A 26,820-nucleotide genomic window follows, 5' to 3' on the forward strand; every position below is an offset into this window, starting at 1 on the left:
CAGGTGGAAGAACGTGCCGTGATCCAGGACCGCGAGCACGGCCTCATGGCTGAGGACGTCGCTCAGCGCGCTCCAGAACCCCTGTTCGTAGAGGAAGGCGGCTCCCGGCGTGGCGCGTGGGCGGGCGTCGAAGGAGCGACGATGTCAGGGAGCGAGCGCGAGGGTGGCCCGACTGGCGGGCTCGGGCTCGAGGGGGAGCTCGACCATGAACGTCGAGCCACAGCCTGGCGAGCTCTCCACGCCGATGGTTCCGCCGTGAGCGCGCACGATCTCGCGCGCGATGTAGAGCCCGAGCCCGATGCCGCCGAAGTGCACGACGCCGCCCACGCGCTCGAAGCACCTGAAGATGCGGGCCTGGTCCTCCTCCGCGATGCCCGCGCCTTGATCGCGGACGAGGAGCTCCGCCCCGCCGGGACAGGCCTTCACCTCGATGGATATCGGCCGGCCCGCGCCGAACTGGATGGCGTTCTTGACGAGGTGGAACACGAGACGTTCCATCAGCTCGCGGTCCCAGCGGCCGACGATGCACTCCGGCGCGTCGACGGAGATCGTGGAGGACGGGGAGCGGAGCTCCACCGGGAGCCCCGCGATGACCTCTCGGACGAGCGCCCCGAGATCGACGGTCTCGCGCTCGGGATCGAGCGGGCCCGCTCGGAGCCTGATCGCCTGGAGCATGTCATCGCAGAGCCGGGTGAGCCGGTTGACCTGCCGGCCGACGACCTCGAGCGAGGCGACCCACGTTGACCCGTCGTCCGCACGCTGCTCGCTCAGCCGCTTCATCCGCTGCACCTGCAGGTTGAGCGAGGTCAGCGGCGTCAGGAGCTCGTGTGACGCGAGCGTGAGGAACTCGTCCCGAACACTGGCGCCCGCGTCGGGCTCGCAGGCGCGGGCGGGCCGGCGAGCTTCGGGGGTTCCAGTGAGAGGGGCGTTCGAGACGGGCATGGTTCAACTCCCGTTGGAGAGTGGATCGACTTTCGCGATCGCGTCCGAAGCATCGGCGATGCCATGCGTCACCGCCCTCGGAGAAGCACGGTTTCCGCCGCATCTCGCGCCGGCTCCGGGCTGCCGAGCGCCCGTGTGTCGTGGCGCCCGGCGAACGGTTGCTCAGGTACGCAAAAAGCAGCGCCGGTGCCCGCGAGCGGCAATGCCAGGAACGTCCGTCCGGGATGGAGCGACCCGACCCAGGTTGGGGCGGCGACCCAGGTTGGGGCGGCGACCCCGGCGGCGACCCGACCCAGGTTGGCGGGGCGCCGACCCAGGTTGGGGCGGCGGGGCGGCGACCCGACCCAGGTTGGGGCGGCGACCCAGGTTGGGGCGGCCCGGCCAGGTGGGGCGACCCGACCCGACCCGACCCAGGTTGGGGCGGCGCCGGCGCAGGTTGGACCAAGCCGCTTCGCGGCAGCTCCTGTGCCTGCTGAGGTCGACCGCGATGACTGCTGCGACCGCGAGCGCGATGCGGACGAGGTGCAGGAGCTCGGCGTGAGGCTCAAGAAGCTGCTGCGGGCCCTGCTCCGTTAAGCATTGCGGATACCGAGCCGCGGTTTCCTGCCGCGGCTCGGATCCTTGTCTTCGCTGCGGTTGTCACGGCAGGCATTGCTGCCGCAGCGCGGATTTTGCCAGTATTTATTGCGAAAAAAGAGCCCGGCGCCGCGCAGGACTGGCCGCCCGCCGCCTCATTCCCTGCCCACCCTGCCGTTCGCGACGCCCCTGCCCGGGCGCCGCGTCCACCAGGAGGGCAGCGATGGGACAGCTCCGCGATCGAATGGCCGAAGACCTGAAGCTGCGGCGATACAAGCCGTCGACGTGCGACAATTACCTCCGCTGCGCACGGGCCTTCGTAGCCTACCACCGCAAGCCGCCGCAGCAGATGGGTCTCGACGAGGTGCGCGCGTTTTTGCTCTACCTCGCCGAGCAGCGAAAGATCGCGGAGGCGACCCAGCACCAGTACGTGGCGGCGATCAAGTTCCTCTACGCCACCACGCTCGGGCGTCCGGAGGTCGCCGTCGCGATCCCCTGGCCGAAGGTACCCCAGAAGCTGCCGCCGGTCCTCAGCGGCACCGAGGTCGAGGCGCTGCTCAACGCGATCGGCTCGGTCAAGCAGCGCACGATCGTCCTGACGGCGTACGGCGCCGGTCTGCGGATCGATGAGGTCTGCTCGCTGCGGGTCGAGGACGTCGACAGCAAGCGCAACCTCATCCACGTCCGCAATGGCAAGCTCGGGCGTGATCGGTACGTGATGCTCAGCGCCCCCGTGCTGACCGCGCTGCGCATCTACTGGCGGGCGGAGAGACCCGCTGGACCGGAGCTGTTCCCGGGTCGCAAGCAGGGCTCGGTCATCTCGCACGAGGCGGTGCGCAACGCGCTGCGCGAGGCGGCGAGGCGCTGCAAGCTGCACAAGCGCGTCACCCCGCACGTGCTGCGGCACAGCTTCGCCACCCACCTGCTCGAGCTCGGCACCGACATCCGCGTCATCCAGGCCCTGCTCGGCCATCGCTCCATCCGCACCACCGTCCGCTACGTCCGCGTCAGCCAGGCTCACGTCGGTCGCACCCGCAGCCCGGTCGAGGTGCTCGGCACCCAGGAGGCCAAGAAGAAGCTCGGCTGAGGTCGCGTGCACCCGCATCGCCTGGCGCCGCGGCCCGCGGCGACGGGTAGGCCTCGTCTCGAGGTCGCGGATATCGTCCGCGCCCACGGCGAGGCCTACCTGCGCGCCCACGCCGTCTCCGCCGCCCAGCGCAAGGTCCTACGCGACATCGCCGCGTGCAGGACCGCGGTGCTGGGCGGCCATGTCGACGTGTGCACGAGCTGCGGCCACGAGCAGCCCTCGTACAACTCCTGCCGCAACCGCCACTGTCCCAAGTGCCAGAGCCTCAGCCAGGCCAGGTGGATCGCCGAGCGGCAGCAGCGCATCCTGCCGACGCACTACTTCCACGTCGTCTTCACGCTCCCGGCTGAGCTGCGCCCGCTGGCGCTCGTCAACCCGCAGACGGTCTTCGATCTGCTCTTCCAGTGCGGCTCGCAGACCCTGCTCACGCTCGGCCGCGATCCCAGGCGGCTCGGCGCCGACATCGGTGTCACCGCCGTGCTGCACACCTGGAGCCGCAATCTCAGCTTCCATCCGCACCTGCACTGCATCGTCACGGGCGGTGGGCTCTCGCTCGACGGCTCGCGCTGGATCGAGGGGCGGCGCGGCTACCTCTTCCCTGTGCAGGTCCTCGGCAAGCTCTTCCGTGGCAAGTTGCTCGCCGCGCTCCGGCAGGCCTATGATCAAGGAGAGCTCGACCTGACCGGCGAGGCCGCCGCGCTGGCCAACCCCGCTGCCTTCGCTGCGCTGCTCGGCGCGCTCTACCGCAAACCCTGGGTGGTGTACGCCAAGCCGCCCTTCGCTGGGCCCGAGCAGGTCTTTGCTTACCTCGGTCGCTATACCCACCGTGTCGGGCTGTCCAATCACCGGCTGCGGTGGATGGATGAGCGCGGCGTGTGCTTCCGGACCCGCGGAGACAAGACCGTGACGCTCTCCGCAGAGGAGTTTCTGCGTCGCTTCCTGCTGCACGTGCTGCCTCATCGCTTCGTGAAGATCCGACACTTCGGCTTGATGGCTGCGTGTCACGCCACCACCACGCTCGAGGTGGCACGCACGAGGATCCTGGCGGCGCGAGACGCAGGGCAGTGCGCTGTCGGGGGAGATGAGCACCGGGAAGCCAGCTCTCACGAGCACGAGCCCTCTGCGCGCCACGTCGTCAAGGTCGACTGGTGCACGCTGCTCGCCGAGCTCACGGGGATCGACCTGTCCATCTGTCCTCGCTGCGGTCAGGCTGCGATGGCTCGCCGCCCGCTGCCGTCGTGCGTCGTCGCCTCTTCCGCTGCCCCTCCGGACACGTCATGAGCATTGCTGGCCTGGGCAGGAGCAACAACACCACCTCCGTTGCGCGGCGGTCAGGGATCGATCCGCCTTCTGCGCCGTCCACGTCGGCGGCGTGCGTGCTTCTGGGCCTCCGTCGGCGCCGCGCTCTGCCTCGGCACGTCTGCGCCCAACGTCGTGGCGGCGGGATGCACCACGCGTGCGAGCCCCGCCACGCCCGCCCTCTGCTGCCTTCTCGGGCAGGATCTCCATAGGCCTCGCGACCGCCTCGCCCGGCCGCGAACCGGCCCGGTCCAACCCGACGTTTGCGGGACTGCGCCGGGACCTCGCCGCCGCTGCTGCTCAGGCGCAGTCCCGCAAACGCCTATTCATTGGGGCGGCAGGGGGCGGGGCGGCGACCTGCTGCCCCAACCGCCGGCGGAGCGGTCAACACCAGCGGAGGCGTCGTCGACCCCTCGTCACGCGAGGCAGGGTCACGCACGCGCGCCGACCAGGCTGCCGCAGGCGGCTCGACGCACAGGTGAACGGCTGAGGCGCGCCGGAGCCGGCCGGTCGACGGCAGCGAAACCGCGGAGGAGCTGCCGCGTAGCAGCCGATGAACCCGCCCGGCGGAGCGCGCAGAGCCGCGCGCCCGCGAGTTCGGGCGCTCCGTGCCCGTCATCACGACGGAGATGCGCCTTGACGATCGACGCACCGACAAGCCCGCGCCGCTGGGTTCGCGGCGCCATTCCCCAGGAGCTTTCTCATGTTTCGCAGCACGATGAGCATCACGGCCCTGAGCTTCGGTCTCTTCGCAGCGGGCGCGCCCGGCGACGCCATGGCGCACGGCAGCGGCGTCCACCGGCACGGCCAGATCTTCGTCATGACCAACGCCGGAGACGGCAATTCCGTGATGGAATATGACCGGGCGGCGGACGGCTCGCTCTCGTATGCCGGCACGTACGCGACCGGAGGGCTCGGCGCGCCGACCCGGCCGATCAACGCGCTCGGATCCCAGGGCTCGCTCGTCCTCAGCGACGACGGGAAGCTCCTGTTCGCCGTGAACGCGGGCAGCAGCGAGGTGTCGATGTTCCGCGTCGGCCCGCACGGCCTGACGCTGCTCGACGTGGTCGACTCGGGCGGCGACTTCCCGGTGAGCGTCGCCTCGCACGGCGACCTGCTCTATGTCCTCAACGTGGGCGGCGAAGGCAACATCGCCGGCTTTGAAGTGAACCCGTGCGGCGAGCTCGTCCCGCTCGACGGGTCGAGCCGCGATCTCGGCCTCGGCGGCACGACACCGCCGTCGCTCGGCGCTACGCCGGGTCAGATCGGCTTCTCTCCCGACGGCGAGGTGCTGGTCGTGGCGGGCAAGGGGTCCAATCAGCTCCAGGTGTTCCCCATGAGCGGCCGCGGGCTGCCCAGCGACGCGCCGGTCACGACGATCTCCAGGGGCCTTGTCCCGTTCGATTTCACCTTCGATCGTCGCGGCCATCTCATCGTGGCGGAGGTCGGCGGCGACGGCATGCCCGCGACCGGCGACACGAGCGTGGTGTCCTCGTATAAAATCGGGCCCGACGGGAGCCTCGCTGTCATCAGCGATACGGTCGACACCTTCCAGCGGGCGACCTGCTGGATCACCGGCGCCCCTGGGAGCCGCTATGTCTTCACGGCCAACACGGGCAGCAACACGCTCTCCGGGCTCCAGGTCGACGCGCGTGGCGCGCTGACGCTGCTCGACGACGGCGTGTCCGCCTCGTTCCCCACCGGAACGGCGCCGATCGACCTCACGATGACGCGCGACGGCCGCTTTCTGTACACCCTCAACGCCGGCGCCGGGACGATCGCGGCATTCCAGGTGAGCCGCGACGGCGGCCTGATCCCGCGAGGCGAGGCGGGTGGATTGACGCCTGGAGGCGGCGCCCAGGGGATCGCTGTGAGGTGAGGCTCGTTCCTGGCGACCTGGCGACCCGACCCAGGTTGGACAACCCACCCAGGTTGGGTGAACGGCGGCGGATCCTGGCCGTCGAGGACGGTGGCCCGGGCATCGAGGATCCCGGGCAGCCCTGACGAGGGGATCGTCGGGTGCCGGGTCGACCGGTCTGGGTCTCGACATCGTCCGCCGCGTCCGCCACCACCGGCGAGAGCCTCGACATCGGACACAGCCGTCTCGGTGGCGTGCGCATCGCCCTCGTCTTCAGGCAGCCGGCGGAGGAGAAGCAGCTGCGCCGCACTGGCGCAGCAGGCACCAGGCCGAGGAGACCGGCCGCAAGGCGGCCAAGGAGACCTGAGCGTTACGGGGCGGGCGTGCCGGTTCCGCCGAGGTCCTCGGGCGTCAGTTTCAGCGCCTCCGTGATCGCCAGGACGTCCTGGTACTCGCGCCAGCTCTTGATCAGGCCGTCGCGGACCCGCAGCACGCCGATGAGGGTCGTCGAGGCGCGCAGGCCGGTGGTGGTGACCGTCCCGCCGAGCTCGTATTCGACGACGATGACCTCGGGGTCGTCGGTCTGATGGGTGGCCAGCTCGCGGAACCTGTCGAAGCACACCGGCAGGACCGCGCTCCTGGCCTCGTAGAACGCCAGCCACGCCTCGCGGCCTTCGTGACGTCGCATGCCAGGAGGGGAGAACGGGGTTTCGACCACGATGTCCTCGGCCAGCAGTTCGGCCGGGAGGAGAGTGGGACTGTCCCCGAAGAGTGCTTCCTGCATGCGCCGGTAGATCGTGAGAGGACCCGCGGCGCCGGTCGTCGACTGGGGCATGGTGGAGGCTCCTTGACAGTAAGATGAGTTTGACTCATGATCAACATGGTGAGTTCGACTCACTTTGTCAAGAACGGAGTGCCGATGGATCGAGACGGTGTGCCGCCCGCCGGCGGCGGTGCCGGTGAACGACCGGTTCGCGCCGACGCCCGCCGCAATCGCGCGCGCATCCTGGAGGCGGCCGAGGCGGTGTTCGCCGAGCAGGGTGCCTCGGCCTCGACAGAGGCCGTGGCCGCGCGCGCCGGCGTCGCGATCGGCACCGTGTTCAGGCACTTCCCGACCAAACCCGAACTGCTCAAAGCCGTGGTGATGAACCTGCTGGACCGGCTCATCGCTGAAGCCGACGCCATGGTCGGCGACCCTGACGCTGTCGCCGCCCTGTTCGAGTTCTGCGGCCGCGTCATGGAGATCGGCGCCCAGAACAGGGCCGTGTTCGCCCGACTCGCCGAGACCGGGGTCCAGGTCCGTGTCGGCGACGCCCTGACACGCCTCCGGCCCGCCGTCGATCTGCTGCTCGAACGCGCCAAGGAGGCGGGCACCGTCCGCGACGACTTGCTCCCCGCCGAGCTGGTCGCCCTGCTCGCGGCGATCTGCCAGGAGGCGATCACCGACGAGTGGAGCGAACCGTTCCGGCAGCGCGCGCTGACCATCCTCTTCGACGGCATGCGACCGGCCGCGGCCGGAGAATCGATCGCTCGAGCGACCCGAGCGCGCCGATAGGCTTGGACGAGCTCGGCGTGGGTCGTGCCGCTCCTCCGCAAGAACGAGGCGGCGCCGCGGCGACCCGGCGGGCGACCTGACCCAGGTTGGGGCTGTGACCCAGGTTGGGGCTGCGACCCGCTGCCCCGGCTGCGACCCAGGTTGGGGCTGCGGCGACCCAGGTTGGGGCTGCGGCGACCCAGGTTGGGGCTGCGAGGTTGGGGCTGCGACCCCAGGTTGGGGCTGCGATCCCTCGTCCCGCTCGACGCGCTGCCCCAACCGCCGGTGGAGCGGTCAACGCCAGCGGAGGCGCCGTCGATCCCTCGTCCCGCTCGACGGGTCGAGCCGCGATCTCGGCCTCGGCGGCACGACACCGCCGTCGCTCGGCGCTACGCCGGGTCAGATCGGCTTCTCTCCCGACGGCGAGGTGCCGGTCGTGGCGGGCAAGGGGTCCAATCGACACGGTCGACACCTTCCAGCAGGCGACCTGCTGGATCGCCGGCGCCCCTGGGAGCCGCTATGTCTTCACGGCCAACACGGGCAGCAACACGCTTTCCGGGCTCCAGGTCGACGCGCGTGGCGCGCTGACGCTGCTCGACGACGGCGTGTCCGCCTCGTTCCCCACCGGAACGGCGCCGATCGACCTCACGATGACGCGCGACGACCGCTTTCTGTACACCCTCAACGCTGGCGCCGGGACGATCGCGGCATTCCAGGTGAGCCGCGACGGCGGCCTGATCCCGCGAGGCGAGGCGGGTGGATTGACGCCTGGAGGCGGCGCCCAGGGCATCGCCGTGAGGTGACGGTCGTCCCTCGGTGTCCAGGGTTTGCCGCCCTGGGTCAGCACGCCAACCGGGGCGCGGCGCTCACGCGGCGCGGATCACCTCCTCCGCGGCGCGGCGCGGGCCGCATACGCCCTCTCGCTCCGGGAAGCCCAGCCGGAACGCGAAGGTGAGCTGCCGGTCGCCCAGGCCGAGCGCCTCGGTGAACGAGCGCTCCATTGCCGGTGCTCGTCCGAGCATACGCTCCCGGTCGATGATCTCCGGCACCTGGTTCAGCGGGTGCATCGCGATGCCGCGCGCGGTCGCCCAGAGATGCATGCGTTGCCACAGGCGCCCGGCGCGGAGCGTCGAGCCCAGGTCGTAGCGGTCGCGGACCGCGATGACGCCGATGGCGGGATCGCCGGCGAGATGGACCTCGCGGGTGACGCGGAGCCAGTCGTCGTGCATCTGCTCCGCCGACGGACGCGGCAGCAGCTTGACCGCCGCGGTGAGCAGCGGACCCAGCCCCATCACATCGAGGGTCAGCCCGTCCCGATGGCTCGGTACCGCCTCCGGCGCCAGCCTGAACCACGCGTCGCTGTCCCGCACCATCGCCGCGTCGCGGATGATGGTCTCGGTGGCGCGCAGCGTATGAGCGGCGAAGCTCTCGCGCTGATCGGGGCGCTCCAACCAGACGATCTCACCGTCCGAGCCCGCTTCGCTCAGGCGCGAGAGCTCCTGGAGCGCCGATACCGGCACACGCTGCGCCTGGTACGGGCCGCGGTTCGTGTGTCGCCGTGCGATGACCTCCGCGAGCGGGGACTCCGCTGCGCCTGGCTCGATCCGGACGCTCGCCACCCGGATCGCCCGCGGCGCCGCGCGCTCGAGAGCGCGCGCCCCCTCCGGGTCGGAGCCCCGGAGATGACCGGCTTCGAGCTCGACGCGGGGCGCCCATCCCATTGAACCCGCCGCGAGCGCCAGGTTCTCGATCGCGCAACCAAGCCCTATGTGCATCTCGCGCAGGAACGGATCCATGGTGCCGAGCGATCGAGACCTGTCCGAGAACACGTCGATGCGATCCGGGTGGACCTCGAACAGCCAGGGTTGCGTGTTGTGCGGGCTCGCGGCGAGCACCGCCGCGCGCACGAGCTCGGCGAGCTCGCCGCCGCGCTGCCCGCGGAACGCGGTCCACGGCGCGAACGGCGCGCCCGTCCGAGCGTCGAACACACCCCGACCGGCCGCGTACCAGCCCGCTCCCGCGGCCACGGCGAGCGTCGCGACGCCTTCCAGCAGGCGCCGCCGCGAGACCTTGAGTTTCCTCTCCATGATGCGCTCCATCCTCCAGAGGACGTCTGGCCGGGCTCCGCGAGCGACGGCCATTGCCCAGAGATTGAGGCGGTTCGAACGATTAGTACAGGCTATCGCTCTACTATGATGTATTAGCAAATCTAATGATCGAGGCGCTCCCCGACGACCTGAATCTCCTGCTCGCGCTTGACGTGCTGCTGCGCGAGCGGCACGTGACGCGCGCTGCGAAGCGGCTCGGCATCACGCAGTCGGCTGCGAGCCAGCGGCTCGGACGGCTGCGCGAGTTCTTCGGCGATGCGCTGCTCGCTCCGGGGCGGCCGCTGCTCGCCCTCACGCCGCGCGCCGAGGCGCTCGCCGATCCGCTGGCTCAGGCGCTCGCGAGCCTGCGAGCGGCGGTCCAGGCCGGCGCGCCGTTCGACCCTGCGACGTCCGAGCGCCGCTTCGTGCTGCTCGGCAACGACCTGCTGGAGGCGGTTGCGCTGCCGCGGCTCTTGCCCATGCTGGCGCGCGAGGCGCCGTACATCACGGTGCAGGTCGACCGCGCCGAAGCGGACTTCGTGAGGCGGCTCGAGCGGGGAACGGCGGATCTGGCGTTCGTCCCGGAGTTCCTCGTGCCCTCGTCGTCACGACAGCTGCGCTTGCCGGAGGAGCGATTCGTGACGCTGATGCGCAGCGACCATCCTGCGGGGACACAGCGGCTGACCCTGGAGCGCTATCTGGAGCTCGGGCACGTGCTGATCGCTCCGCACGGCATGCCGGGCAGCCTGGTCGATCGCGCGCTGGAAGCTCGTGGGCGGCGCCGGCGAATCGTCGCGCAGGTCCAGCACTTCGTGACGGTGCCTTTCCTGATCGCGGCCTCGGACCTCGTGGTGACGTGTCCAGCGACCGTCGCGGCATTGTCGACGCCCTTCGGCCTACGCGCGGTCCGGCCTCCGGTCGAGCTCGGCGTGGACCGATCTTCGGCTGTCTGGCACGAGCGCGTGCACGACGATCCAGGCCATCGCTGGCTGCGCTCCTGGCTCAGCAAGGCGATCCGCGCGGGCGCGAGGACCCGACCCAACCAGGTTGACCCGAGGACCCGACCCAACCAGGTTGACCCGACCCAGGTTGACCGGAAGGGCGACCCAGATTGACCCGACCGCAGGGGTTGACCGGAAGGGCGACCCAGATTGACCCGACCGCAGGGGTGGTTGAGCACAGTCCGACATGGCGCCGCCACCAGACGGCACGGGTAAGTACTTGAAATCGTTCACCTCAATCGCCGGCACGGCTCTTGGAGTTCTGTACGACCATGAGCCAGCCTCGCCAGATCGCGCCCGGCGCAACCTACCTGATCACCCGTCGCGTCCTGCGCCGGCATCTCCTCTTTCGCCCCGATGCAGCCATCACTCAGCTCTTGGTCTACGCCCTCGCGGTCTCGACCCGTCGCTACGGCATCAGCGTCCACGCGCTTTGCGCGATGTCGACGCACCTGCACCTCGTCGTGACCGATGCGAACGGCGTTCTGCCGCGCTTCCTGCAGTTCTTCCATCGCATCGTCGCGCTGGGCACGAAGGTGCTTCGCGCGTGGGAAGGGCCGGTATGGGACCACGAAGCCACGAGCGTGGTGCGGCTACTGACACGCGCGGCGGTCGTGGAGAAGATCGCCTATGTCCTCGCAAACCCTGTGGCCGCTGGACTCGTCCCGCATGCGCATGAGTGGCCGGGCGCCAAGGTGAAGGTGGACGAGATCGGCCTGGGCGTGTTGTGCGCAGCGCGTCCCGCCGCATACTTCGACCCGAAAAATCCACAGTGGCCGGAGGAAGCTACACTGTCACTCGCGCTGCCGCCGACCATCGACCATGACCGCGCGGAAGACTTTCGCCATGCCATCGCCGCCGAGCTCGAGAGGCAGGAATTGCAGGCGCAAGCGGAGGTGAAGCAGCAAGGGCGCCGCTTCCTTGGCGCGGAGCAAGCCGGCAAGGTCTCACCTCATGAGCGCGTCACGAGCTTCGAGGCGCCGCGCTCTGGCAATCCGACGTTTGCTGTCGGCCGCAAGCAGGGCGACGCATGGCGCGTGGCTCGTGCCGCTGTGCGCGGTTTTCGCGCCTTGTACCGCGCGGCGCTCGATCGGTGGCGTGCCGGAGTGCGCAGCGTGGTATTCCCGGCAGGAACGTGGTGGATGTGCACGTTTCACGGCGCCAACACGGCCGATGTCGTGCTCACGGTGTAGGTGCTTCGAGGGGGAAGGGTAGCGACAACCTGGGTGAGGTAGCGCGCAGCTTGAGGTAGCACGCGGCTCGCGGGTCAACCTGGGTGGCTCGGGTTGTTCGTGACGACAAACCCCAGCGCCTCCACGCTGGCGCGGGCGTCGCCGTCCCAGCCGAGCTGCGGATCCAGGCGAAGCTCGCCCGGCGCGAGCACGGCGGGCAGCGCCATCAGACCAACGAGCTCGACCGCATCGAGCTCCGCGCCGGTGTCGCCCGCGAACGGCGGACACAGTACGCGCCCTGCCGGCGCGAGCGCCAGCGCTGCGCGCAGCGGCTCGCCCAGCGTCGCGCGCAGCACGGCTAGATCGTTGCCGATGGCGGCTGGCGTGGCGGCCGCCGGCCAGATCCAAACCGTGAAGCCGGGCAGGTCGGCCACGCAGACCGCCATCGCGCGCTCGGGGGGGAGCGCGCGGCCACGGGTGCCGAGGGGCGATGCCGCGATCGCCGCGACGATGAGCCCCGGCCGGGCGAGCGTCAATGCTGCGAGCCGACCGAGGTTGCGCTGAGCCGCCGTCCGGCGAGCGGCAATCGCGGCAAGGTGGTCGGGACGATCGTAAACGAGCTCGACCTCGCGCTGCATCGCCACGTGAGGCGACGTCTGCGCCGCCGCGGCGAGCGCCCGCTCGCGGGCCTCGCCATCCGGCGCCGGCCCCCCCGTCTCCGGGAGCGGCTGCCCTTCCTCGATTTCCAGATGCTCCCGGAGCAGCTGCGCCACCCGCGAGGACAGACCCAGCGAGCCGAGCGACCAGGCGGCGGAGAACCAGTCCGCCGGCTCCGCGAGCGCGAGCGCCTCGGCCGACGCGCGATCCCAGGCGGCGAGCGCCTCTCCGAGCGGAAGGCCGAGCGCGCGGAAGAGCGCGCCCGCCTCGTCGAGCGCCGCCGCCGCGCCCGGATCGCCGAGATCCCGCCGCGCGCGCCCGATCGCCCTCGAAGCGTAAGCGACCCAGGTTCGGAGCGGCGGCGCGGCGCGCTCGGCAACGTCGCGGGCGGAGGTCGCCAGCGCGAGGGCGTCGTCGGCGCGGCCGAGCTCGAGCGCAAGCTCCGAGAGGAACGTGAGGGCGCGCGCGCGGCCGAACGCGTCGCCGAGGCGCGCGCACAGCCACTCCTGTCGCTGGAGCGGGGCTCGGGCTCGCTCCAGGGCGCCGAGGCCGAGCGCCGCCGCGCCGAGCTGGCCGCAGGCGATCGCCTCGCCCACGGAATCGCCGCGGCGGCGGTGGAGCTCGGCCGCGTGCTCGAGCAGCGCCTCGGCCGCGCCGTGAGCGCCGAGGGTCACGTAGAGCGTGCCGAGCGAGTTCAGGATCTGCGCGCGCTCGCCGAGGAACGGCTCCGAGCGGCGCAGCGCCGACAGCAGCGTGCGCTGCGCAGCCGCCGCGTCGCCGAGGAGCCGCTCGGCCGTACCGCGGTAGTGGGCGGCGACGACGGCAGCGCGGCGGCCGGGATCGCCTGCGGCCGCGATGGCGTCGAGCTCCGCGATGGCGGACGCACAGGCCGATCGTACGTCGCGGCGCAAGCGCGCAAGCGCCGCCTCGCACCGCGCGAGGTCACGGGCCTCCGTGGCCCCTTCTCGGTCGAACGCGGCGACAGCGCCGTCGAGGTGCAGGACGGCGGCGTCCAGCGCCCCCTCACGCAACGCGAGCGCGCCGCGCCCAAAGCCGAGCGCCGCCGCGACGAGCGGGCCGCCATGAAGCGCCGCCGCCGCAGGATCGCGGCCGACACCGAGGAGCGCCTCGACACGGTCGAGCTCGGCGCGGACCTCTGCGCCCGGCGCGCTCCGCAGCAGCCGCGAAAGCGGCGACACGCTGTCGATCGGATCAAGCGGGAGCACCGCGCTCCTCCGCCCCCTCGCCGCGCGCCCCGCGCGCGAGCCCGTGCAGCGCCGCCTTCACCGCCTCGATCGAGAGCTCCGGCCAGGCGGCGCGGATGCGCGCGACGTGCGCGGTCACGTGGGGCGCCGCGAACGACGTACCGGTCCAGCGCCGCTCGCCGCCGCAGGGCGCGGGCGCGAGCACGTCGTCGCCGGGCGCGAGGATCTCGTGGTCGAGCGTGAGCTCGCTCCGGAGCGCCTCTGGGTCCTGGAAGGCACCTCTACCGACGCCGATCAACGACTTGAAGCGCCCTGGATAGGTGCGGAACGCCGCCGCGTTCGGGCCGGCGGCCACGAGCACGACCTCCGCGGTGTAGGCGGCGTCCGCGACCTCGTAGAGCTCGACCAGCGAGCGGTAGTCGCCCGGGCGGAGCGGCGCGTTCTTCGGGATGTCGATGCCGAGGCTCAGGTTGACCACAGAAAATCGCTCGCGGACGCAGAAGCGCAGCGCGGCGACGAGCCCGTCACGCGAGCACCGCCCGTCGTCGCCGAGCGCGCGGACGCTCGTGATCTCGGCCGCGGGCGCCATGCGGTGGACGATGCCCGCGCACGCCGTCCCGTGCCCGCTGAGATCTCCCGGAGCGCACGGCGCGACCCCGTACGCGCCGCCGCCAGCGCCGCGCTGGACCAGGGCGACGTGCCGCAGCGCCGCTGCGCGCAGCGCGGGGTGCGAGGCATCGACGCCGGAGTCGATCAGCGCGACGCGTACGCCGGCGCCGCTTCGCGAGCTCGGGCGTGGCGCACCGTGGAGTTCGCCGCCCGGTCCTGCCGGAGAAGCCGTGGTCACGCGGCGCTCCCCTCCCCTGCGGAGGCCGGCTGCCCTGCATCGCCGGCGCCGCTCGCGTAGGCGTCGATCCGCGCGAGGAGGTCGAGGGCCAGGCGGGCCTCCGCCTCGCCGCGCTCGGCGAGCCTCCCCACCACCGCAGCGAGCTCCAGGCGGCGGCGGTACTCGGGCGTGAGGCGCAGCGCGTGGATGTGCCGCTCCAGCGCCGCGCGGAGCGAGGTCGGCGGCGGTGCCGCTCCTTCCGGGATGGGAGGCTCCGCGCCCGACGCTCCCCGCCGGCCCGGCCCCGCCGCCGGCTGGCCTGGCGCCTGCGCGAGCAGGTCGGGCATCGCGCGCGCGAAGAGCTCGAAGACGACACGCTCGGTGCGGAACGACTCCACGGTGAGCGCGAGGACCTCGGCGAGACGCTCGGCCATGTCGAGCTCCCGCCCTCCGAGGGGCGCCTCGTGCGAGAGCAGCGCGGCGCCGCCGACGATCGCGTCGCCGACGCGGATCGGCACGAAGATCGCGGACGCCGGCGCGGCGGCCAGGAGCGGCCGGAGCGGCGCGATCATCGGATCGCCGTCGGACAGCTCCACCGCGTGCCCGCCGCCGCCACCGAGCAGGTACGCGAACGGGGTGCCGCTCGGCGGCAGCTCCGCGCCCGGGGCGCGGAAGCCGACCGCGTCGGCGACGACAGGGACCGTGAGCCGCCCGAGCGTTTCCATCTCGAGCGCGACGAGCGCCTCCGAGCACGGCATCGCGAGGCACGCGAAGCGCAGGTGCTCCCCGAGCCCGCGCACCCGCGCCTCCACCGCGCCGAGGAGCGCCGCCGACTCAACGGTCGAGAGCAGGTCGCGGAGGCGCGCCGTGAAGGGCGCGAGCGGCGAGCGCAGCGCGTGCGGGTGGGGCGGGAGGGCCCGCGCCGGGGCGGGCGAGACACCCGGCGCGGAGCGGTCGGCGAGCGGCATGGGACACCGATGCTACCGCCGGACCGCGCCGGAGCGAACCGCCATGACATCCGTGAGATCCGGTTGACGTACCCAGCTCCTCTCCTAGCATGCAGCGACATGCGGCGATTCGGCTGTCCGGCGCACCGTCCGAAGCGTTCGTCCGCGCGCGCGGCCGTTCGAGCGCGATCCACGGGCGCGAGGCCCCTCGATCCGGCGCGGGCGCGATGAGCCCGCCCGTCCGCGAGGGGCGGCGTCGCCTCGCCGTCGTCCTGTGGGGTGTCCTCGGTGTCGTGGCCGTCCTGATCGAGGCCCTCTGTCGTCTCGGCGCGACGGCGGCGCGCATCCTGACGGTGCATGCGCTCACGACGGGACAGCTCGTCCTGCTCGCGGCCTGGACGGTCACGATCGCCTACTTCGAGGGGTACCGCGGCTTTCAGCAGCGCTTCTCGCCGCGGGTCGTCGCGCGCGCGCTCCACCTCGCCGAGCACGGGCGGCCCCTCCACGTGGCGCTTGCGCCGCTCTACTGCATGGCGCTCCTCCACGCGACGCGCCGTCGGCTGATCGCGACGTGGGCGCTCGTCGCAGGCATCGTGGCGCTCATCCTGCTCGTGCGGCAGATGCCCCCGCCCTACCGCGCGATCGTCGACGCAGGCGTCGCCTTCGCGCTCGCCTGGGGGGCCGTATCCATCCTCGTTTGCCTCGCGCGAGGGCTCGCGGGCCGCCCGCTGGGAATCTCGGCGGACGTGCCCGAGGAGCCGCGCCGCGCTGCCATCGACGCCGAGCATCTCGCCCGCCAGGCCGCGCGGGCAGGCGGCCCCTGCGATCCGTGACCTCCGCGCGCGAGCGGGGTGACCGCGCGCGCTTTCATCAGCCTGCCGCCGGGCTCGCGGACCGCTGCAGCGCCTCGGCCAGAAGCGACCGATAGAGCGGCGAGCTCTCGCGAAGGGATTCGTGTGTGCCCACCGCCGCGACCCGACCGCCGTCGAGCAACACGTTGAACGTCGACCTGAGGAGGTGCGGCGCGTGGGTCACGACGATGGCCGTGCGCCCGGCGGCGACCTCGCACGCCGTGCGGAGGACCGCCTCGGCGGTGGCGCCCGGCAGGCCCGCCTCCGGCTCGTCCAGCACGAAGACCCGCGGCTCGCGCAGCAGCACCCGCGCGAGCAGCAGCCGCCGCGCCTCACCGCCCGACAGGCTCGGCGGTGAGGCGCGCACCTCCGTCGCGAGGCCGCGCGCGGGCCGCGCCTCGCCCTCCGCCGGCGGCGCGCCTGCGAGCTCGTCGAGCTCTACCCGGCGGAGCGCCTCGCGCATGCGCTCCTCCGTGGGCGCGGGATCGAGGCCGAGCGCCAGGTTGTCCGCGATGCTCCGCTCGAACAGCCGCGTCGATTGCCCCACCACGCCGAACAGCCGCGGGAGCTCCTCGGGCGGGATCTGCCGCAGATCCACGCCGCCCACGGCGATCGCGCCCGACGACGGATCGTCGAGGCGCAGGAGCAGGCGCAGGAGCATCGACTTGCCGCTGCCGGAGCGACCGCAGACGCCGACCACCGCTCCGGCCGGGATCGAGAGCGACACGCCGTCGAGGACGGGGCGGCTCGCGCCCGGCGGCGTGAACGTGACCCCCTCGAAGGCGATCGACAGGGGGCGCCTCGCCTCGCCGTCGAGGTGCACCGCGAGGCCGCCGGAGGGACGCGGCGGGTGCTCGGGGAGGCGCAGCAGCGCGAGCGTCGCGCGCAGCAGGGGGGCGCGCTCGATGAAGCCGGCGCGGAGCGCGTCGAGCGCCTCGAGGCGCGCCATCAGCAGCGGCACCACGAGCAGGAGCTCTCCGACCTCGCCCGCGCCGGCGCCCCCGCGGGAGGCCGCGAGCGCGGCGACGATGACGAGCGGCGAGAGCGCCGCGAGCGAGCCCTTGATCTGGCCGGAGACGGCGAGCGCCTGACCGAAGCGGCGGCGAGCGTCCGCGACCCGTCGCGCGGCCACGGCGAGCTCTCCCTCGGCCTGGGCGCGCGCGCCGAGCAGGCGAAGGTCCTCCGCTCCCGCCAGCGCCTCGCCCACCGCGCCGAAGACGGCCGTGTCGGCGTGCTGCATCTCCCGCATCGCCCGCGCCACGCGGCCCGAGGCCCGGTCCGCCGCGAGGCGCGAGGCCGCGAACAGCGCGGCGCCGCCCGCGAGGACGAGCGCCATGCCGCTCGAGACCAGCGACCCGGCGAGGACCGCGAGCGTCGCGAGCGCCTGGGGCATGCCGGTCGCGACGGCGATCGCAAAATCGGCGACGAGGCCGGCATCCCGCGCGATCGCGAGCCGCACGACCTCCGCGCCCCGGACGGGCGGCGCGGGCCCGGCGCTCGGCGGCCGCGGCGCGGGCCCCGCCGCCTGCGCCGCGACGAGCGCGCGCCCGGCGGCGTCCACGTCGCGGGCCGAGGCGGAGAGCGCCGCCCGGAAGAGCGCGACGCGGAGCGCGGCGGTGAGGTCGCCGCCGAGCTCCGAGCTCTTCCGGCCCGGGAGCACCGCCAGGGAGGCGGACACGAGCGTGGCGCCGAGCGCGGCGAGGACCGCGGCCGCCGGCGGTGCGTCGGCGAGCAGCCGGGCGAGCGCGCCGCCGATGCCGCCCGAGGGCGGCGCCTCGCGCCCTGCGACGGCGCCGAGGGCCACGCCGGCGATCGCCGGGAGCAGGCCGGACAGCGCGCCCGCGAGCGACGACAAAGCCACGACGAGGGCGAGGCGCGCGGCGGCGCTGGCCGAGGCGCCGCGCACGCCTCCCGATGACGACGACATGGGCGGCGCGCCCCCCTCGCGCAGCGAACGAAGACCGATCCGCAGGATCGCGAGGAGCGCGCGCATCGACGTGCGACGCCACGGTACACTGCCGACGCCGTTGCGCGCGACGCGCATTCGATCGACCCTCTCCTCGTGCGCACCGCGGTCGTGGTCCTGCTCCCGCTGCTCGCGGCCTGCGAGCGCCCGCCGCCCGCGCCGCCGGCGGGGACCGACGCCGGGGTGCTCACCCCCTGGACGCGCGGCGTCGCCGCGTCGCTGGACGACCGCGGCGCCCGCCTCCGGACGGACAGCGCATCGGCGGTGGGCTCCGTCGAGCCAGACGCGCTCGAGGAGATCCTCGCCGCAGCGCGGGAGGCCGCCCCCAGGCCGGCCGATGGCGTGAGCGTCGAGAAGATCGGCACCAGCACAGGCCTGCCAGCGCCCTCGGCGCTCCCGCCCGAGCCGGCGCCCGCCCCCGCCCCTGTCCCCCGGTCGCGCGTCGAGATCGGCGCGCCCATGGTGCAGGCCAACATGTCGAGCCCGGCGATCGAGAAGGCGGCGCGGGCGCAGCTCTACTGGGACCTCGTACAGCGCTGCCGCGGCCCGGGCGGGAGCCTGCTGCCGCCTGACGCCATCCGGGTGGAGTTCAACGTCGACGCCGAGGGCTATATCGTGGTGCCGACGATCATCGGGAGTGCGTCCGACCCCCGGTACGACGAGGCGGCCACCTGCATGCGGCGGGAGCTGTCGGGCGCAGCGTTCCGCGCGCCGGCGGGCGCGCGCGGGCTCCCAACCCGGGTCGACGCCACCGTGCCTTCGGTTGACTGAGCCGGAGCGGCTCCGGCGGGCGTGCTGGCTGGCTGCCGCGAGCTACCCACTCCACCGGGCTGCCCACCCGGGCTGCCCGGCTGCCCACCCGGGCTGCCCACCCAGGTTGGGTTGACCCAGACCTCCAACCCGGATCGACGCCCCAACCCGAGTCGGCTCGACGGCTCGACGCCCCAACCCGGGTCGGCTCGACGCCCCAACCCGGGTCGGGTCCACCGGGTCGGCTCGACGCCCCAACCCGGGTCGCCCAACCCGGGTCGGCTCGACGCCTCAGTCGAGGCGTGAGACCCCGAGCGACCGCATGAGCGCCCGCTTCTTGTCCTGGTGCTCGTGCATCCGGCGCAGGACGTCGACCACGAAGGCGACCGTCGCGACGATGTTCTCACCCTGGTTGAGCATCACGCACTCCGCGCGCGAGCTCATCGCCGCGTCCGTCACCTCCCCGCGGGTCGGCACGCCGGTCTTGTTCAGGCTCTCGAGGACCTGCGTCGCCCAGATCGCGGGGACCAGCGCGGCCTCGCAGAGCCACAGGAGCTCCTCCTGGACCTCCGCCAGCCGCATGAACCCCATCTCGACGGCCATATCGCCGCGCGCCAGCATCACCCCCACGTTCTCGCTGCGCATCGCCGTGAGCAGGAGCCTCGGAAACCGCGCGAACCCAGGCGTCGTCTCGATCTTGAGGACGATCCCCAGGTGAGCGGCCTCGCGCGCGCCGAGCTCCGCCTGGATACGCTCCACATCGGAAGGAGACCGAACGAACGAGAGCCCCACCATGTCCGCGTGGCGCGCGATGAAGCCGAGATCCTCCAGATCCTTCGGCGTGAGCGACGGGATCCCGAGCTCGGTGTCCGGAAAGTTCAGGCCCTTTCCTGGCTTCAGCTTCACGGAGCCCTGGCGCGCGAAATCCACCTCCACGAGCGCGGCCCCCTCGGTCACGAGCTTGACCGTGCCCCCGAGCCGCCCGTCGTCGTAGAACACCCGGTGCCCGGGCCGGAGGTCGTCGACGACCTCCGGGATGGTGCAACCGAGCGCGAGCACCTCCCCTGCGCCGGTGCTGCCCGCCGAGGGGCGCGCCCGCTTCACGTCCTTGCAGAGCCAGAGCCACGGCCGCTCACCCGGCTCGGACAGCGTGACGCGCGCCGGATCCCCGTCGATCTTGCTCACGCGCGGGTTGGGCCCGGCGATGTCGCAGAGGACCTTGCACCGGATCCCGGTCTCCCGTCCTGCCTCCCGGAGACGCTCGATGAGCCCAGCCCACGCGCCCGCGTCCTCCTTCGCGCAGTTGATCCGCGCGACGTCCATCCCGCCCTCGAGCAGCCGCTTCAGCTCGCCCTTCCGCGCGTCCCCGGGCAGCGTCACCATCACCCGCGTCGTTCGCCCCTGGCGCCCCTCCCCGAGCAGCACCCGCGCGTGCTCCTCGAGCAGCGCGCCCCCCGAGGCGAACGTGGTGGGCGACTCGCCGGGAGGCCGCACCTCCGGGCGCCGCGCGAGCGCGTCGAGCGCGCCGCGCACGGCGTCGAGGGAGGCCAGCGCACAGCGCTCCAGGCGCCCCAGCGAGCTCAGTCCGAGCGACGCGAGCTGCCGTTGCAGCTCGCGGATGTCCTGCTGCCGGACGGCGAGGTAGTGCAGCAGGTTCGTCGCTCCCGCTCGGTGCTTCGGGTGCACCGCGTCGATCAGGTGCCGGTTTCGCTGCTCGTGCTCGATGGCGCTCGCACGCAGCGCCTCGACGGCGGCGAGGGCGCGCTCGACAACCTGCAAGTCGGGATAAACCATGGCGCGATCTCCGGGCTCCGGCGCGCGGACCCTCACGTCCGCTGCGGCGCGACGCGCGGCGCGCGCCGCGCCAGTGAGTCCAGCATCGCGCGCAAGACCAGTCCAGCGCCCCACGCCGGAAGAGCGCGGGCGAGGACGGAACGTCTCCGTTCCTCCACAGCAGCGTCATCGAGCGCTGCCATGCGTCGGACGACGCGACGGCAAGGCAGCGTAGCCCCCGGCGCTACGCCGGCGCCCGGTACCGAGCCACGACGACCGTGATGTCGTCGTCCGGGCTCGGGCACCACCCCTCGACCTCCCTCAGGATCCTGTCTCGGATCGCCTCGACCGGCGCGCTCTGCACGGCCTCGATGGCGGTGCAGAGCCGCTCCAGCCCGAACTGCTCGCGGTGCGCGTTGCGCGACTCCGTCACGCCGTCGCTGTAGAGCACGAGGATGTCCCCGTCCTCCAGGACGAAGTGGGCGTCCCGCGTCACCTCGTCGATGACGGGCAACACGCCGATCCAGACGCCCGAGCTCGGGATGCACACGCACCGCCGCGTGCGCGCCGAGCACACGATGATGTCGTCGTGCGCCCCCGCGAACGTCACCCGCCCGCCCCGCTCGTACCGGAGCAGGAGCAGCGTCGCGTGCTCGTCCCGCTTCAGGCGGCCGCGCACGTTCTTGTAGAGCGCCTTGTTGAGCGCCGCGAGCAGCTCGCTCGGGCTCGCGCCCGGGTCCCTGCTCGTCAGCGCCGACACCATGCTCTGGATCATCAGCATCACGAGCCCCGCAGCGAGCCCGTGCCCCGCGACGTCGCCGATCCCGAGCCACCCCCCCTCGGGCGTCGCGATGACATCGTAGTAGTCGCCGCCCACCTCGGCCGCCGGCGTCATGGCCGCGGAGAGCTCCAGCCCCTCGATGTGCAGGTGCTCCGGCACCAGCGTCGTCTGGAGGCGCGCCGCGAGCACCGTCTCCTGCCGCTCGCTCTCCTGCTCCAGCCGCTCGCGCAGCTCCACCTGCCGCACCATCTCCCGGTGCAGCGCCACGGTCTTCACCGCAGAGCCGATCTGGAGCCGCAGCGCGTCGTAGACCATCTCGTTCATGCCGCTGTTCAGCGCCATCACCCCGAAATACTCCGTGTCACCGAAGGTGAGCGGCATCACGACGACGCTCCTGCGCTCGCTCGAGCTCAGGAACCCCGGAGGGGCCAGGGAGCGCGACGGGAAGCTCTCGGTCGGCGGCGCCACCTCGCGGCCGTCCTCCATCAGGAAGAGCGTCTTCAGCGTGGCTCGCTGGGCGTCGTCGTAGAGCGAGACGGCGGCGCGCGTGAAGTGCAGCCTCGGCATCTCCGAGGCCAGCATGCGCTGGAACAGGGGCAAGCTCAGGCACGTCGAGAACCACCGCCCGCTCCAGCTCAGGTCGATCGAGGCGACCTCGACGTCGAGGCGCTGCCGCCCCTCGACGCGCACGGACGCGCTCCCGATGAGGACGCGGCACGCATGCCACAGCTGCTCCAGGGCCTCGTTCACGGCGGCGTCGCCCCCGTCCTCGACAGGCCGCCGGAGCCGCGCGCGCAGGAGCGTCACCACGCCCTGGAACAGATCGAGGAACACCCCCTCGCGCCCGGCCGTGTCGAGGACGCGCTCCAGCACGTGCAGGAAGCACCCCTCGTGGCCCTCGAGCTCCTCTTCCAGCGCCGACAGGAGCCCGCCGGCCCAGCCGTCGAGCGACGCGGCCGGGATCCCCACGGCCTGCTCGAGCGCGCGCTCCAGCTCGTCGCGCCGGCCGCCGAGCGACATCGCCCCGAGGCGCGGCGGGCTCGTGAGCGGCCGCATCGCGACCGCCTGGTACGCGCAGCCGCAGGACTCGCGCCGCGTGAGCTCGATCTGCTGCATGTTCCGATCGGGGACGGCCTCGCCGTCGAGCATGCGCACGACCGTCTCGAGCGCGATCTCCCCGAGCCGCTTGATCGGCTGGCGAACCGTCGTCAAGGACGGCTTCGCGTAGCGCGCCACGCCCACGTCGTCGAAGCCGCACACCAGGATGTCCCTCGGCACGTGGAGGCCACGCGCCTTCAAGAGCTCGATCGCGCCGAGGGCCATGTTGTCGTTCGCCGCGACAACGGCGTCGAGCTCGACCCCGCGGTCCAGGATCTCGGCCATCGCGGCGCGGCCCGTGTCGATCGTGAACTGGCCGCTCGCGACGAGGCGCTCGTCGTACGGGATCGCGCGCGCGGCGAGCGCCTTGCGGAACGCGCCGGCGCGGATCCTCGCCTCCTCGTTGTTGGCCGGCCCGCCGATGTACGCGACGCGCCGGCACGCGTGCTCGTCGAGCAGGTGGCCGGCCGCCATCTCGATCCCGAGGCCGTTGTCCACGACGATGCTCGGGATGCCCTCCAGCGGGATCCCGATGCTGCAGAGGGGCATCGGCGCGTAGTCCTCGCAGAAGCGCTGCACCCCCTCGGCGCCGACGAAATTGCACAGCGTCGCCGACGCGACCACGATGCCGTCGACCGCCTCCGCGCTGACGAGGCGGTAGATGCTGTTCTGGGCGGCCTCGGAGGGACCATGGGCGGAGAGCGTCTCCCCGACGGCGATCACGAGGTTGACGTCGTGCGCCTCCGCGGCGCGCTCGACCCCGATCCGCAGCGCGGATTGGTACTCGCCGCGCACATAATCCATCACGAGGGCGATCGTCCGGCGCTTCTTCATCTTGTCCCGCGGCTCTCCGTCAGGTGTCCTCGATCGAGACCAGCTCCGGAGACATGCGCTCGAGCGCCGCCAGGCTCCGTCTTTGCCATCCCAGCCGCGCGTCCGTGCGGAACTGCACCTTGCACTTCAGCCCCTGGCCCGCGAGCCCGCAGGTGAAGCTGATGAACGCTTTCAGGCAGCTCGAGTTGAGAAAGTAAAGAGCCCTTATATCGAACTGCACCGCGCTGATGGAGAGGCGCATGACCTCCGCCTGGAGGGCCTTGAGGCAAAGGCCGAGCGGCGGCGCCGCCGCCATGTCGCCCGTGCCGGTGAGCTTGACGCCGAGGGTGTCGTCCCTCAGCGTCGGCTCGATCCCGAAGCTCTCCGTGACGACAGGCTCAACCCGTAAACCGCTCATCTCCCCTCCATCCCGCAACGGGCGCCTGCGCGATGATCGTCAGCCTGCTCCCCTCGATCGTGTAGTCCACGTCGAGCCCGCCCTCCGCGCGCACCCGCGCGAGGCCGAGCCCGGATACCCCTTCTACCATCGCCGTCTCACAGATGAGTTCGTCATAGTGCTTCACAGGATCGCTCGCCGACCTCAGCGCGGAGAGCCGCCGCTCCACCTCGCGCAGCCGCTCCGGCGACGCCTCGTTCCGCGCGCGAATCACGAGGACCCGCGCGCCCTCGCCCCCCTCCAGCGCGAGCTCGAGGCTGACCTCCGGGCCGGACGAGTACTTGATGAGGTTCTCGGCGAGCTCGTGCGCGGCCATGTAGAACCGCGAGCTCGCACTCTCATCGTCCAGCACCATCCCACAGAAGCTGGACACCAGCCGCAACACCGCGCTAGCCATCCGTTCACTCGGGAAAAACGTGATGCACAAGAACGGTGAAGCGTCCTGGCTCAGTCCGGAAGCTAACACGGTTCACGCAGCGTACGTAATTCTTGCACCGGATCCAATCCCCCTTGGTCGGCCGTGTGCTCATGTAGGCGAGCGAACGATCGCGAGCGCCCGGCGCGCCGTTCACGTCGTCCGTCATGACCCCGGCGCTCGCCGCTCCGCCGAGCGCGTCGGCCGCGCCTCGACCGATGCGTCAGGGCTGCCGGGGGGCGCGGTACCTCGCCACGACGATCGTGATGTCGTCGTCAGGGCTCGGGCACCACCCCTCGACCTCCTTCAGGATCCGGTCACGAATGACCACGACGGATTCGGTCTGGACGGCCTCGATGGTGGTGCAGAGCCGCTCGAGGCCGAACTGCTCATGGTGGGCGTCGCGCGCCTCGGTCACTCCATCGCTGTAGAGCACGAGGACGTCGCCGTCCTCCAGGACGAACTCGGCGTCTCGCGTCATCTCGTGGATGGATGGCAGCGTGCCGATCCAGACCCCCGTGCTCGGGATGCACACGCAGCGGCGCGTCTTCGCGCGGCACACGAGGATGTCGTCGTGCGCCCCGGCGAACGTCACCCGCCCGCTCCGCTCGTACCGCAGCAGGAGCAGCGTCGCGTGCTCGTCCCGCATCAGGCGGCCGCGGACGTTCTCGTACAGCGCCGCGTTGATCGCCGAGATCACCCTGGCGGGGCTCGCCCTCGGATCCCTGCGCGTCAGCGCCGAGACCATGCTCTGGATCATCAGCATCACGAGCCCCGCAGCGAGCCCGTGCCCCGCGACGTCGCCGATCCCGAGCCAACCGCCGTCGGCGGTCGCGAGCACGTCGTAGTAGTCGCCGCCGACCTCGGCAGCCGGCTTCATGACGGCGCAGAGCGAGAGCCCCGCGACCGACAGCCGCTCCGGGACCAGCGTCGTCTGGATGCGCGCCGCGACGACGCTCTCCTGGCGGACCCTCTCCTGCTCCAGCCGCTCGCGCGCCTCCACCTGACGGACCATCTCCCGGTGCAGCGCCGCGGCCTTGACCGCGGAGCCGATCTGGAGGCGGAGCGCGTCGTAGATCAGCTCGTGCGCGCCGCTGTTGAACACCGCGACACCGAACTTCTCCTCGTCGCCGAACGCGACGGGGAGCGCGATCATGTTCGTGCGCTCCCGGCCTCTCAGGAACCCGTCGGGCGCGAGGCGCCGCGCCGGGAAGCTCGCCGCCGACGGCTCCACCTCGCGGCCGTCCTCCATCAGGAAGAGCGGCCTCATGACACCTCGCTGCGCCTCGGGAGCGTCGTCATACAGAGACACCGCGGCCCGCGATATCCCGAGGACCGGCAGCTCCGACGCGAGCACGCGCTTCAGGCTGGGCAGGCTCAGGCACGTCGAGAAGCTCCGCGCGCTCCAGCTGAGGGAGGTCGCCGCGAGCTCCACGCTCAGCCGCCGCTCCCCCTCGATCCGCATCGACGCGCTCGAAATGACGATGCGCGACACGTGCCAGAGCCGCTCGAGGGCATCGTAGAGAGCGACGCCCCCGCCGCCCGACGGCGGCCGGCCGAGCCGCTCCCGGAGCACATCGATCACGCCCTGGAAGTGATCGAGGATCGCGCCCCCCCGCCCCGCCGCGTCGAGGAGCGCCTCGAGCGCGTGCCGGAAGCGGCCCTCCCGCCCCGCGAGCTCGTCCTCCAGCGCCGACAGGAGCTCGCCAGGCCAGCCGTCGAGCGAGCCAGTCGGGATGGCCACGCTCCTCCTGAGCGCGGTCTCCAGCGACTCCCGCCGCGCCGCGACCAGGGACGCCCCGTCGCGCGCCGCCGAGGCCGACGGCGAGAGCGAGGCGCTCGCCTGAACCCGGCAGCCGCACGACTCACGGCACGTGAGCTCGACGTCGAGGAGCGCCATGTCCTGGACGACCTCGCCGTCGAGCATGCGCATCATCGTGTCCATCGCCTGGGCCCCGAGCCGCTTCATGGGCTGGCGAACGGTGGTCAGCGACGGCTTGGAGAATCGCGCGATGAAGGCGTCGTCGAAGCCGGATACGAGGATGTCCTGCGGGACGCGGAGCCCCCGCTCCGCGAGCAGCTCGATCACCCCGAGGGCCATCTTGTCGTTGGCGGCGACAACGGCGTCGACCTCGACACCGCGGTCCAGGATGTCGCGTATCGCGACACGGCCGCTGTCGATCGTGAACGCGCCCACCGCGAAGAGGCGCTCGTCGAGCGGGAGGCCGCGCGCCGCGAGCGCTCCCCAGTAGGCGTCGGCGCGCGCCCTGGCCTCCTCGTTGTTGGCCGGTCCGCCGACATACGCGATGTTCCGGCGCCCGTGGACGTCGATCATGTGCCCGACCGACAGCTCGATCCCGAGGCCGTTGTTCACGATGAGGCTCGGGATACCGTCGATCGCCATCCCGATGCTGAAGACGGGCAGCGGCGCGTAAGCCCGGAAGAACGCCCGCATCCCCTCGATCCCGATGTGGTGGCAGAGGGTCGCCGACGCGACGATGATGCCGTCGACCGTCTCCGGGCCGATGAGCTGATAAACGCTGTTCTGGGCCGCCCCCCCCTCGCCGGGCAGCGCGAGCGTCTCTCCGAAGGCGATCACGAGATTGACGTCGTGGGCCTCCGCGGCGCGCTCGATGCCGAAGCGCACCTCGGACTGGTAGTCTCCCCCGACGTAATCCATCAGGAAGGCGATCGTCCGGCGCTTCTCGCTCATCTACCGCGGCTC

21 protein-coding genes and 1 pseudogene are annotated in these 26,820 nt (G+C 72.2%); 10 read left to right on the forward strand and 12 right to left on the reverse strand.

Annotated features, from left to right (window positions below):
- Window positions 1-144 precede the first annotated feature (144 nt).
- Window positions 145-942: a sensor histidine kinase gene (locus WMF19_RS29405; protein ID WP_437893381.1), complete on the reverse strand. Its 798-nt coding sequence runs from the start codon at window positions 940-942 to the stop codon at window positions 145-147.
- Between the two features lie 799 nt (window positions 943-1,741).
- Here WMF19_RS29405 and WMF19_RS29410 point away from each other — a divergent pair.
- From WMF19_RS29410 to WMF19_RS29425, 4 genes and pseudogenes are all read left to right on the forward strand, one after another.
- Window positions 1,742-2,605, forward strand: a complete 864-nt coding sequence (locus WMF19_RS29410; RefSeq protein ID WP_437893382.1) for a tyrosine-type recombinase/integrase — start codon at window positions 1,742-1,744, stop codon at window positions 2,603-2,605.
- 6 nt (window positions 2,606-2,611) lie between these two features.
- Window positions 2,612-3,886 carry an IS91 family transposase gene (locus WMF19_RS29415; protein WP_437893383.1) on the forward strand — a complete coding sequence of 425 codons (1,275 nt, stop codon included), beginning with the start codon at window positions 2,612-2,614 and terminating at the stop codon, window positions 3,884-3,886.
- 721 nt (window positions 3,887-4,607) lie between these two features.
- The gene (locus WMF19_RS29420; RefSeq protein WP_437893384.1) at window positions 4,608-5,783 is read left to right on the forward strand and encodes a lactonase family protein; all 1,176 of its coding nucleotides are present in this window, start codon (window positions 4,608-4,610) and stop codon (window positions 5,781-5,783) included.
- Between the two features lie 74 nt (window positions 5,784-5,857).
- Window positions 5,858-6,034 (forward strand): annotated as a pseudogene (locus WMF19_RS29425) (two-component sensor histidine kinase); the annotation flags it as partial.
- 98 nt (window positions 6,035-6,132) lie between these two features.
- Here the strand turns inward: WMF19_RS29425 and WMF19_RS29430 are convergent.
- Window positions 6,133-6,597 (reverse strand): nuclear transport factor 2 family protein, encoded by a 465-nt coding sequence (locus WMF19_RS29430; protein ID WP_437791107.1) that lies wholly within the window; start codon window positions 6,595-6,597, stop codon window positions 6,133-6,135.
- Window positions 6,598-6,633: 36 nt separating this feature from the next.
- Here WMF19_RS29430 and WMF19_RS29435 point away from each other — a divergent pair, with 36 nt between their 5' ends.
- Together WMF19_RS29435 and WMF19_RS29440 are read left to right on the forward strand one after the other, a co-directional pair.
- The gene (locus WMF19_RS29435) at window positions 6,634-7,317 is read left to right on the forward strand and encodes a TetR/AcrR family transcriptional regulator (protein WP_437893385.1); all 684 of its coding nucleotides are present in this window, start codon (window positions 6,634-6,636) and stop codon (window positions 7,315-7,317) included.
- Window positions 7,318-7,901: 584 nt separating this feature from the next.
- Window positions 7,902-8,099, forward strand: coding sequence for a hypothetical protein (locus WMF19_RS29440; RefSeq protein ID WP_437893386.1), 198 nt, complete (start codon window positions 7,902-7,904; stop codon window positions 8,097-8,099).
- A 63-nt stretch (window positions 8,100-8,162) separates the two neighbouring features.
- Here the strand turns inward: WMF19_RS29440 and WMF19_RS29445 are convergent, their stop codons facing one another.
- On the reverse strand, window positions 8,163-9,503 hold the full coding sequence (locus WMF19_RS29445; RefSeq protein ID WP_437893387.1) for an Acg family FMN-binding oxidoreductase: 1,341 nt from the start codon (window positions 9,501-9,503) through the stop codon (window positions 8,163-8,165).
- A 5-nt stretch (window positions 9,504-9,508) separates the two neighbouring features.
- Between WMF19_RS29445 and WMF19_RS29450 the strand changes: the two genes are divergently transcribed.
- Both WMF19_RS29450 and WMF19_RS29455 read left to right on the forward strand, forming a co-directional pair.
- Window positions 9,509-10,498 carry a LysR family transcriptional regulator gene (locus WMF19_RS29450; protein ID WP_437893389.1) on the forward strand — a complete coding sequence of 330 codons (990 nt, stop codon included), beginning with the start codon at window positions 9,509-9,511 and terminating at the stop codon, window positions 10,496-10,498.
- Window positions 10,499-10,656: 158 nt separating this feature from the next.
- Window positions 10,657-11,577 (forward strand): transposase, encoded by a 921-nt coding sequence (locus WMF19_RS29455; RefSeq protein WP_437893390.1) that lies wholly within the window; start codon window positions 10,657-10,659, stop codon window positions 11,575-11,577.
- Between the two features lie 74 nt (window positions 11,578-11,651).
- On the opposite strand, the gene WMF19_RS29460 is transcribed toward WMF19_RS29455, so the two are convergent.
- Genes WMF19_RS29460 through WMF19_RS29470 form a run of 3 tightly spaced genes read right to left on the reverse strand, consistent with a single transcriptional unit; the run spans window position 11,652 to window position 15,212 of the window.
- Window positions 11,652-13,439 (reverse strand): hypothetical protein, encoded by a 1,788-nt coding sequence (locus tag WMF19_RS29460; protein ID WP_437893391.1) that lies wholly within the window; start codon window positions 13,437-13,439, stop codon window positions 11,652-11,654.
- Entirely contained in the window at window positions 13,426-14,265 is an 840-nt protein-coding gene (locus WMF19_RS29465; protein ID WP_437893393.1) for a S8 family peptidase, read from the reverse strand. The genes WMF19_RS29460 and WMF19_RS29465 overlap by 14 nt, the downstream gene beginning before the upstream one ends.
- Window positions 14,262-15,212 (reverse strand): hypothetical protein, encoded by a 951-nt coding sequence (locus tag WMF19_RS29470; protein WP_437893394.1) that lies wholly within the window; start codon window positions 15,210-15,212, stop codon window positions 14,262-14,264. The genes WMF19_RS29465 and WMF19_RS29470 overlap by 4 nt, the downstream gene beginning before the upstream one ends.
- Window positions 15,213-15,418: 206 nt before the next feature.
- Here WMF19_RS29470 and WMF19_RS29475 point away from each other — a divergent pair, with 206 nt between their 5' ends.
- Window positions 15,419-16,024: a hypothetical protein gene (locus WMF19_RS29475; RefSeq protein WP_437893395.1), complete on the forward strand. Its 606-nt coding sequence runs from the start codon at window positions 15,419-15,421 to the stop codon at window positions 16,022-16,024.
- Between the two features lie 37 nt (window positions 16,025-16,061).
- Here the strand turns inward: WMF19_RS29475 and WMF19_RS29480 are convergent, their stop codons facing one another.
- Window positions 16,062-18,086, reverse strand: coding sequence for an ATP-binding cassette domain-containing protein (locus WMF19_RS29480; RefSeq protein WP_437893397.1), 2,025 nt, complete (start codon window positions 18,084-18,086; stop codon window positions 16,062-16,064).
- A gap of 18 nt (window positions 18,087-18,104) precedes the next feature.
- On the opposite strand from WMF19_RS29480, the gene WMF19_RS29485 reads away from it, so the two are divergent.
- Window positions 18,105-18,779 carry a hypothetical protein gene (locus WMF19_RS29485; RefSeq protein ID WP_437893398.1) on the forward strand — a complete coding sequence of 225 codons (675 nt, stop codon included), beginning with the start codon at window positions 18,105-18,107 and terminating at the stop codon, window positions 18,777-18,779.
- A gap of 270 nt (window positions 18,780-19,049) precedes the next feature.
- On the opposite strand, the gene WMF19_RS29490 is transcribed toward WMF19_RS29485, so the two are convergent.
- From WMF19_RS29490 to WMF19_RS29510, 5 genes are all read right to left on the reverse strand, one after another.
- Window positions 19,050-20,552: a pyruvate kinase gene (locus WMF19_RS29490; RefSeq protein WP_437893399.1), complete on the reverse strand. Its 1,503-nt coding sequence runs from the start codon at window positions 20,550-20,552 to the stop codon at window positions 19,050-19,052.
- Window positions 20,553-20,775: 223 nt separating this feature from the next.
- Window positions 20,776-23,244 (reverse strand): SpoIIE family protein phosphatase, encoded by a 2,469-nt coding sequence (locus WMF19_RS29495; RefSeq protein WP_437893400.1) that lies wholly within the window; start codon window positions 23,242-23,244, stop codon window positions 20,776-20,778.
- A 19-nt stretch (window positions 23,245-23,263) separates the two neighbouring features.
- A complete protein-coding gene (locus WMF19_RS29500) occupies window positions 23,264-23,641 on the reverse strand; it encodes a hypothetical protein (protein WP_437323195.1) in 378 nt (125 codons plus the stop codon).
- Window positions 23,622-24,035 (reverse strand): hypothetical protein, encoded by a 414-nt coding sequence (locus WMF19_RS29505; protein WP_437893401.1) that lies wholly within the window; start codon window positions 24,033-24,035, stop codon window positions 23,622-23,624. The genes WMF19_RS29500 and WMF19_RS29505 overlap by 20 nt, the downstream gene beginning before the upstream one ends.
- 283 nt (window positions 24,036-24,318) lie before the next feature.
- Window positions 24,319-26,808: a SpoIIE family protein phosphatase gene (locus WMF19_RS29510; RefSeq protein ID WP_437893402.1), complete on the reverse strand. Its 2,490-nt coding sequence runs from the start codon at window positions 26,806-26,808 to the stop codon at window positions 24,319-24,321.
- Window positions 26,809-26,820 lie beyond the last annotated feature (12 nt).

The organism is Sorangium sp. So ce124 (assembly GCF_051525235.1).
GTDB lineage: Bacteria > Myxococcota_A > Polyangia > Polyangiales > Polyangiaceae > Sorangium > Sorangium atrum.

Coding starts and splice junctions, on each gene's coding strand:
- WMF19_RS29450 (WP_437893389.1), top strand. CDS start 9,509: ATGATCGAGGCGCTCCCCGACGACCTGAATCTCCTGCTCGCGCTTGAC.
- WMF19_RS29495 (WP_437893400.1), bottom strand. CDS start 23,244: ATGAAGAAGCGCCGGACGATCGCCCTCGTGATGGATTATGTGCGCGGC.
- WMF19_RS29470 (WP_437893394.1), bottom strand. CDS start 15,212: ATGCCGCTCGCCGACCGCTCCGCGCCGGGTGTCTCGCCCGCCCCGGCG.
- WMF19_RS29500 (WP_437323195.1), bottom strand. CDS start 23,641: ATGAGCGGTTTACGGGTTGAGCCTGTCGTCACGGAGAGCTTCGGGATC.
- WMF19_RS29435 (WP_437893385.1), top strand. CDS start 6,634: ATGATCAACATGGTGAGTTCGACTCACTTTGTCAAGAACGGAGTGCCG.
- WMF19_RS29410 (WP_437893382.1), top strand. CDS start 1,742: ATGGGACAGCTCCGCGATCGAATGGCCGAAGACCTGAAGCTGCGGCGA.
- WMF19_RS29510 (WP_437893402.1), bottom strand. CDS start 26,808: ATGAGCGAGAAGCGCCGGACGATCGCCTTCCTGATGGATTACGTCGGG.
- WMF19_RS29455 (WP_437893390.1), top strand. CDS start 10,657: ATGAGCCAGCCTCGCCAGATCGCGCCCGGCGCAACCTACCTGATCACC.
- WMF19_RS29480 (WP_437893397.1), bottom strand. CDS start 18,086: ATGCGCGTCGCGCGCAACGGCGTCGGCAGTGTACCGTGGCGTCGCACG.
- WMF19_RS29475 (WP_437893395.1), top strand. CDS start 15,419: ATGAGCCCGCCCGTCCGCGAGGGGCGGCGTCGCCTCGCCGTCGTCCTG.
- WMF19_RS29505 (WP_437893401.1), bottom strand. CDS start 24,035: ATGGTGCTGGACGATGAGAGTGCGAGCTCGCGGTTCTACATGGCCGCG.
- WMF19_RS29420 (WP_437893384.1), top strand. CDS start 4,608: ATGTTTCGCAGCACGATGAGCATCACGGCCCTGAGCTTCGGTCTCTTC.
- WMF19_RS29430 (WP_437791107.1), bottom strand. CDS start 6,597: ATGCCCCAGTCGACGACCGGCGCCGCGGGTCCTCTCACGATCTACCGG.
- WMF19_RS29490 (WP_437893399.1), bottom strand. CDS start 20,552: ATGGTTTATCCCGACTTGCAGGTTGTCGAGCGCGCCCTCGCCGCCGTC.
- WMF19_RS29405 (WP_437893381.1), bottom strand. CDS start 942: ATGCCCGTCTCGAACGCCCCTCTCACTGGAACCCCCGAAGCTCGCCGG.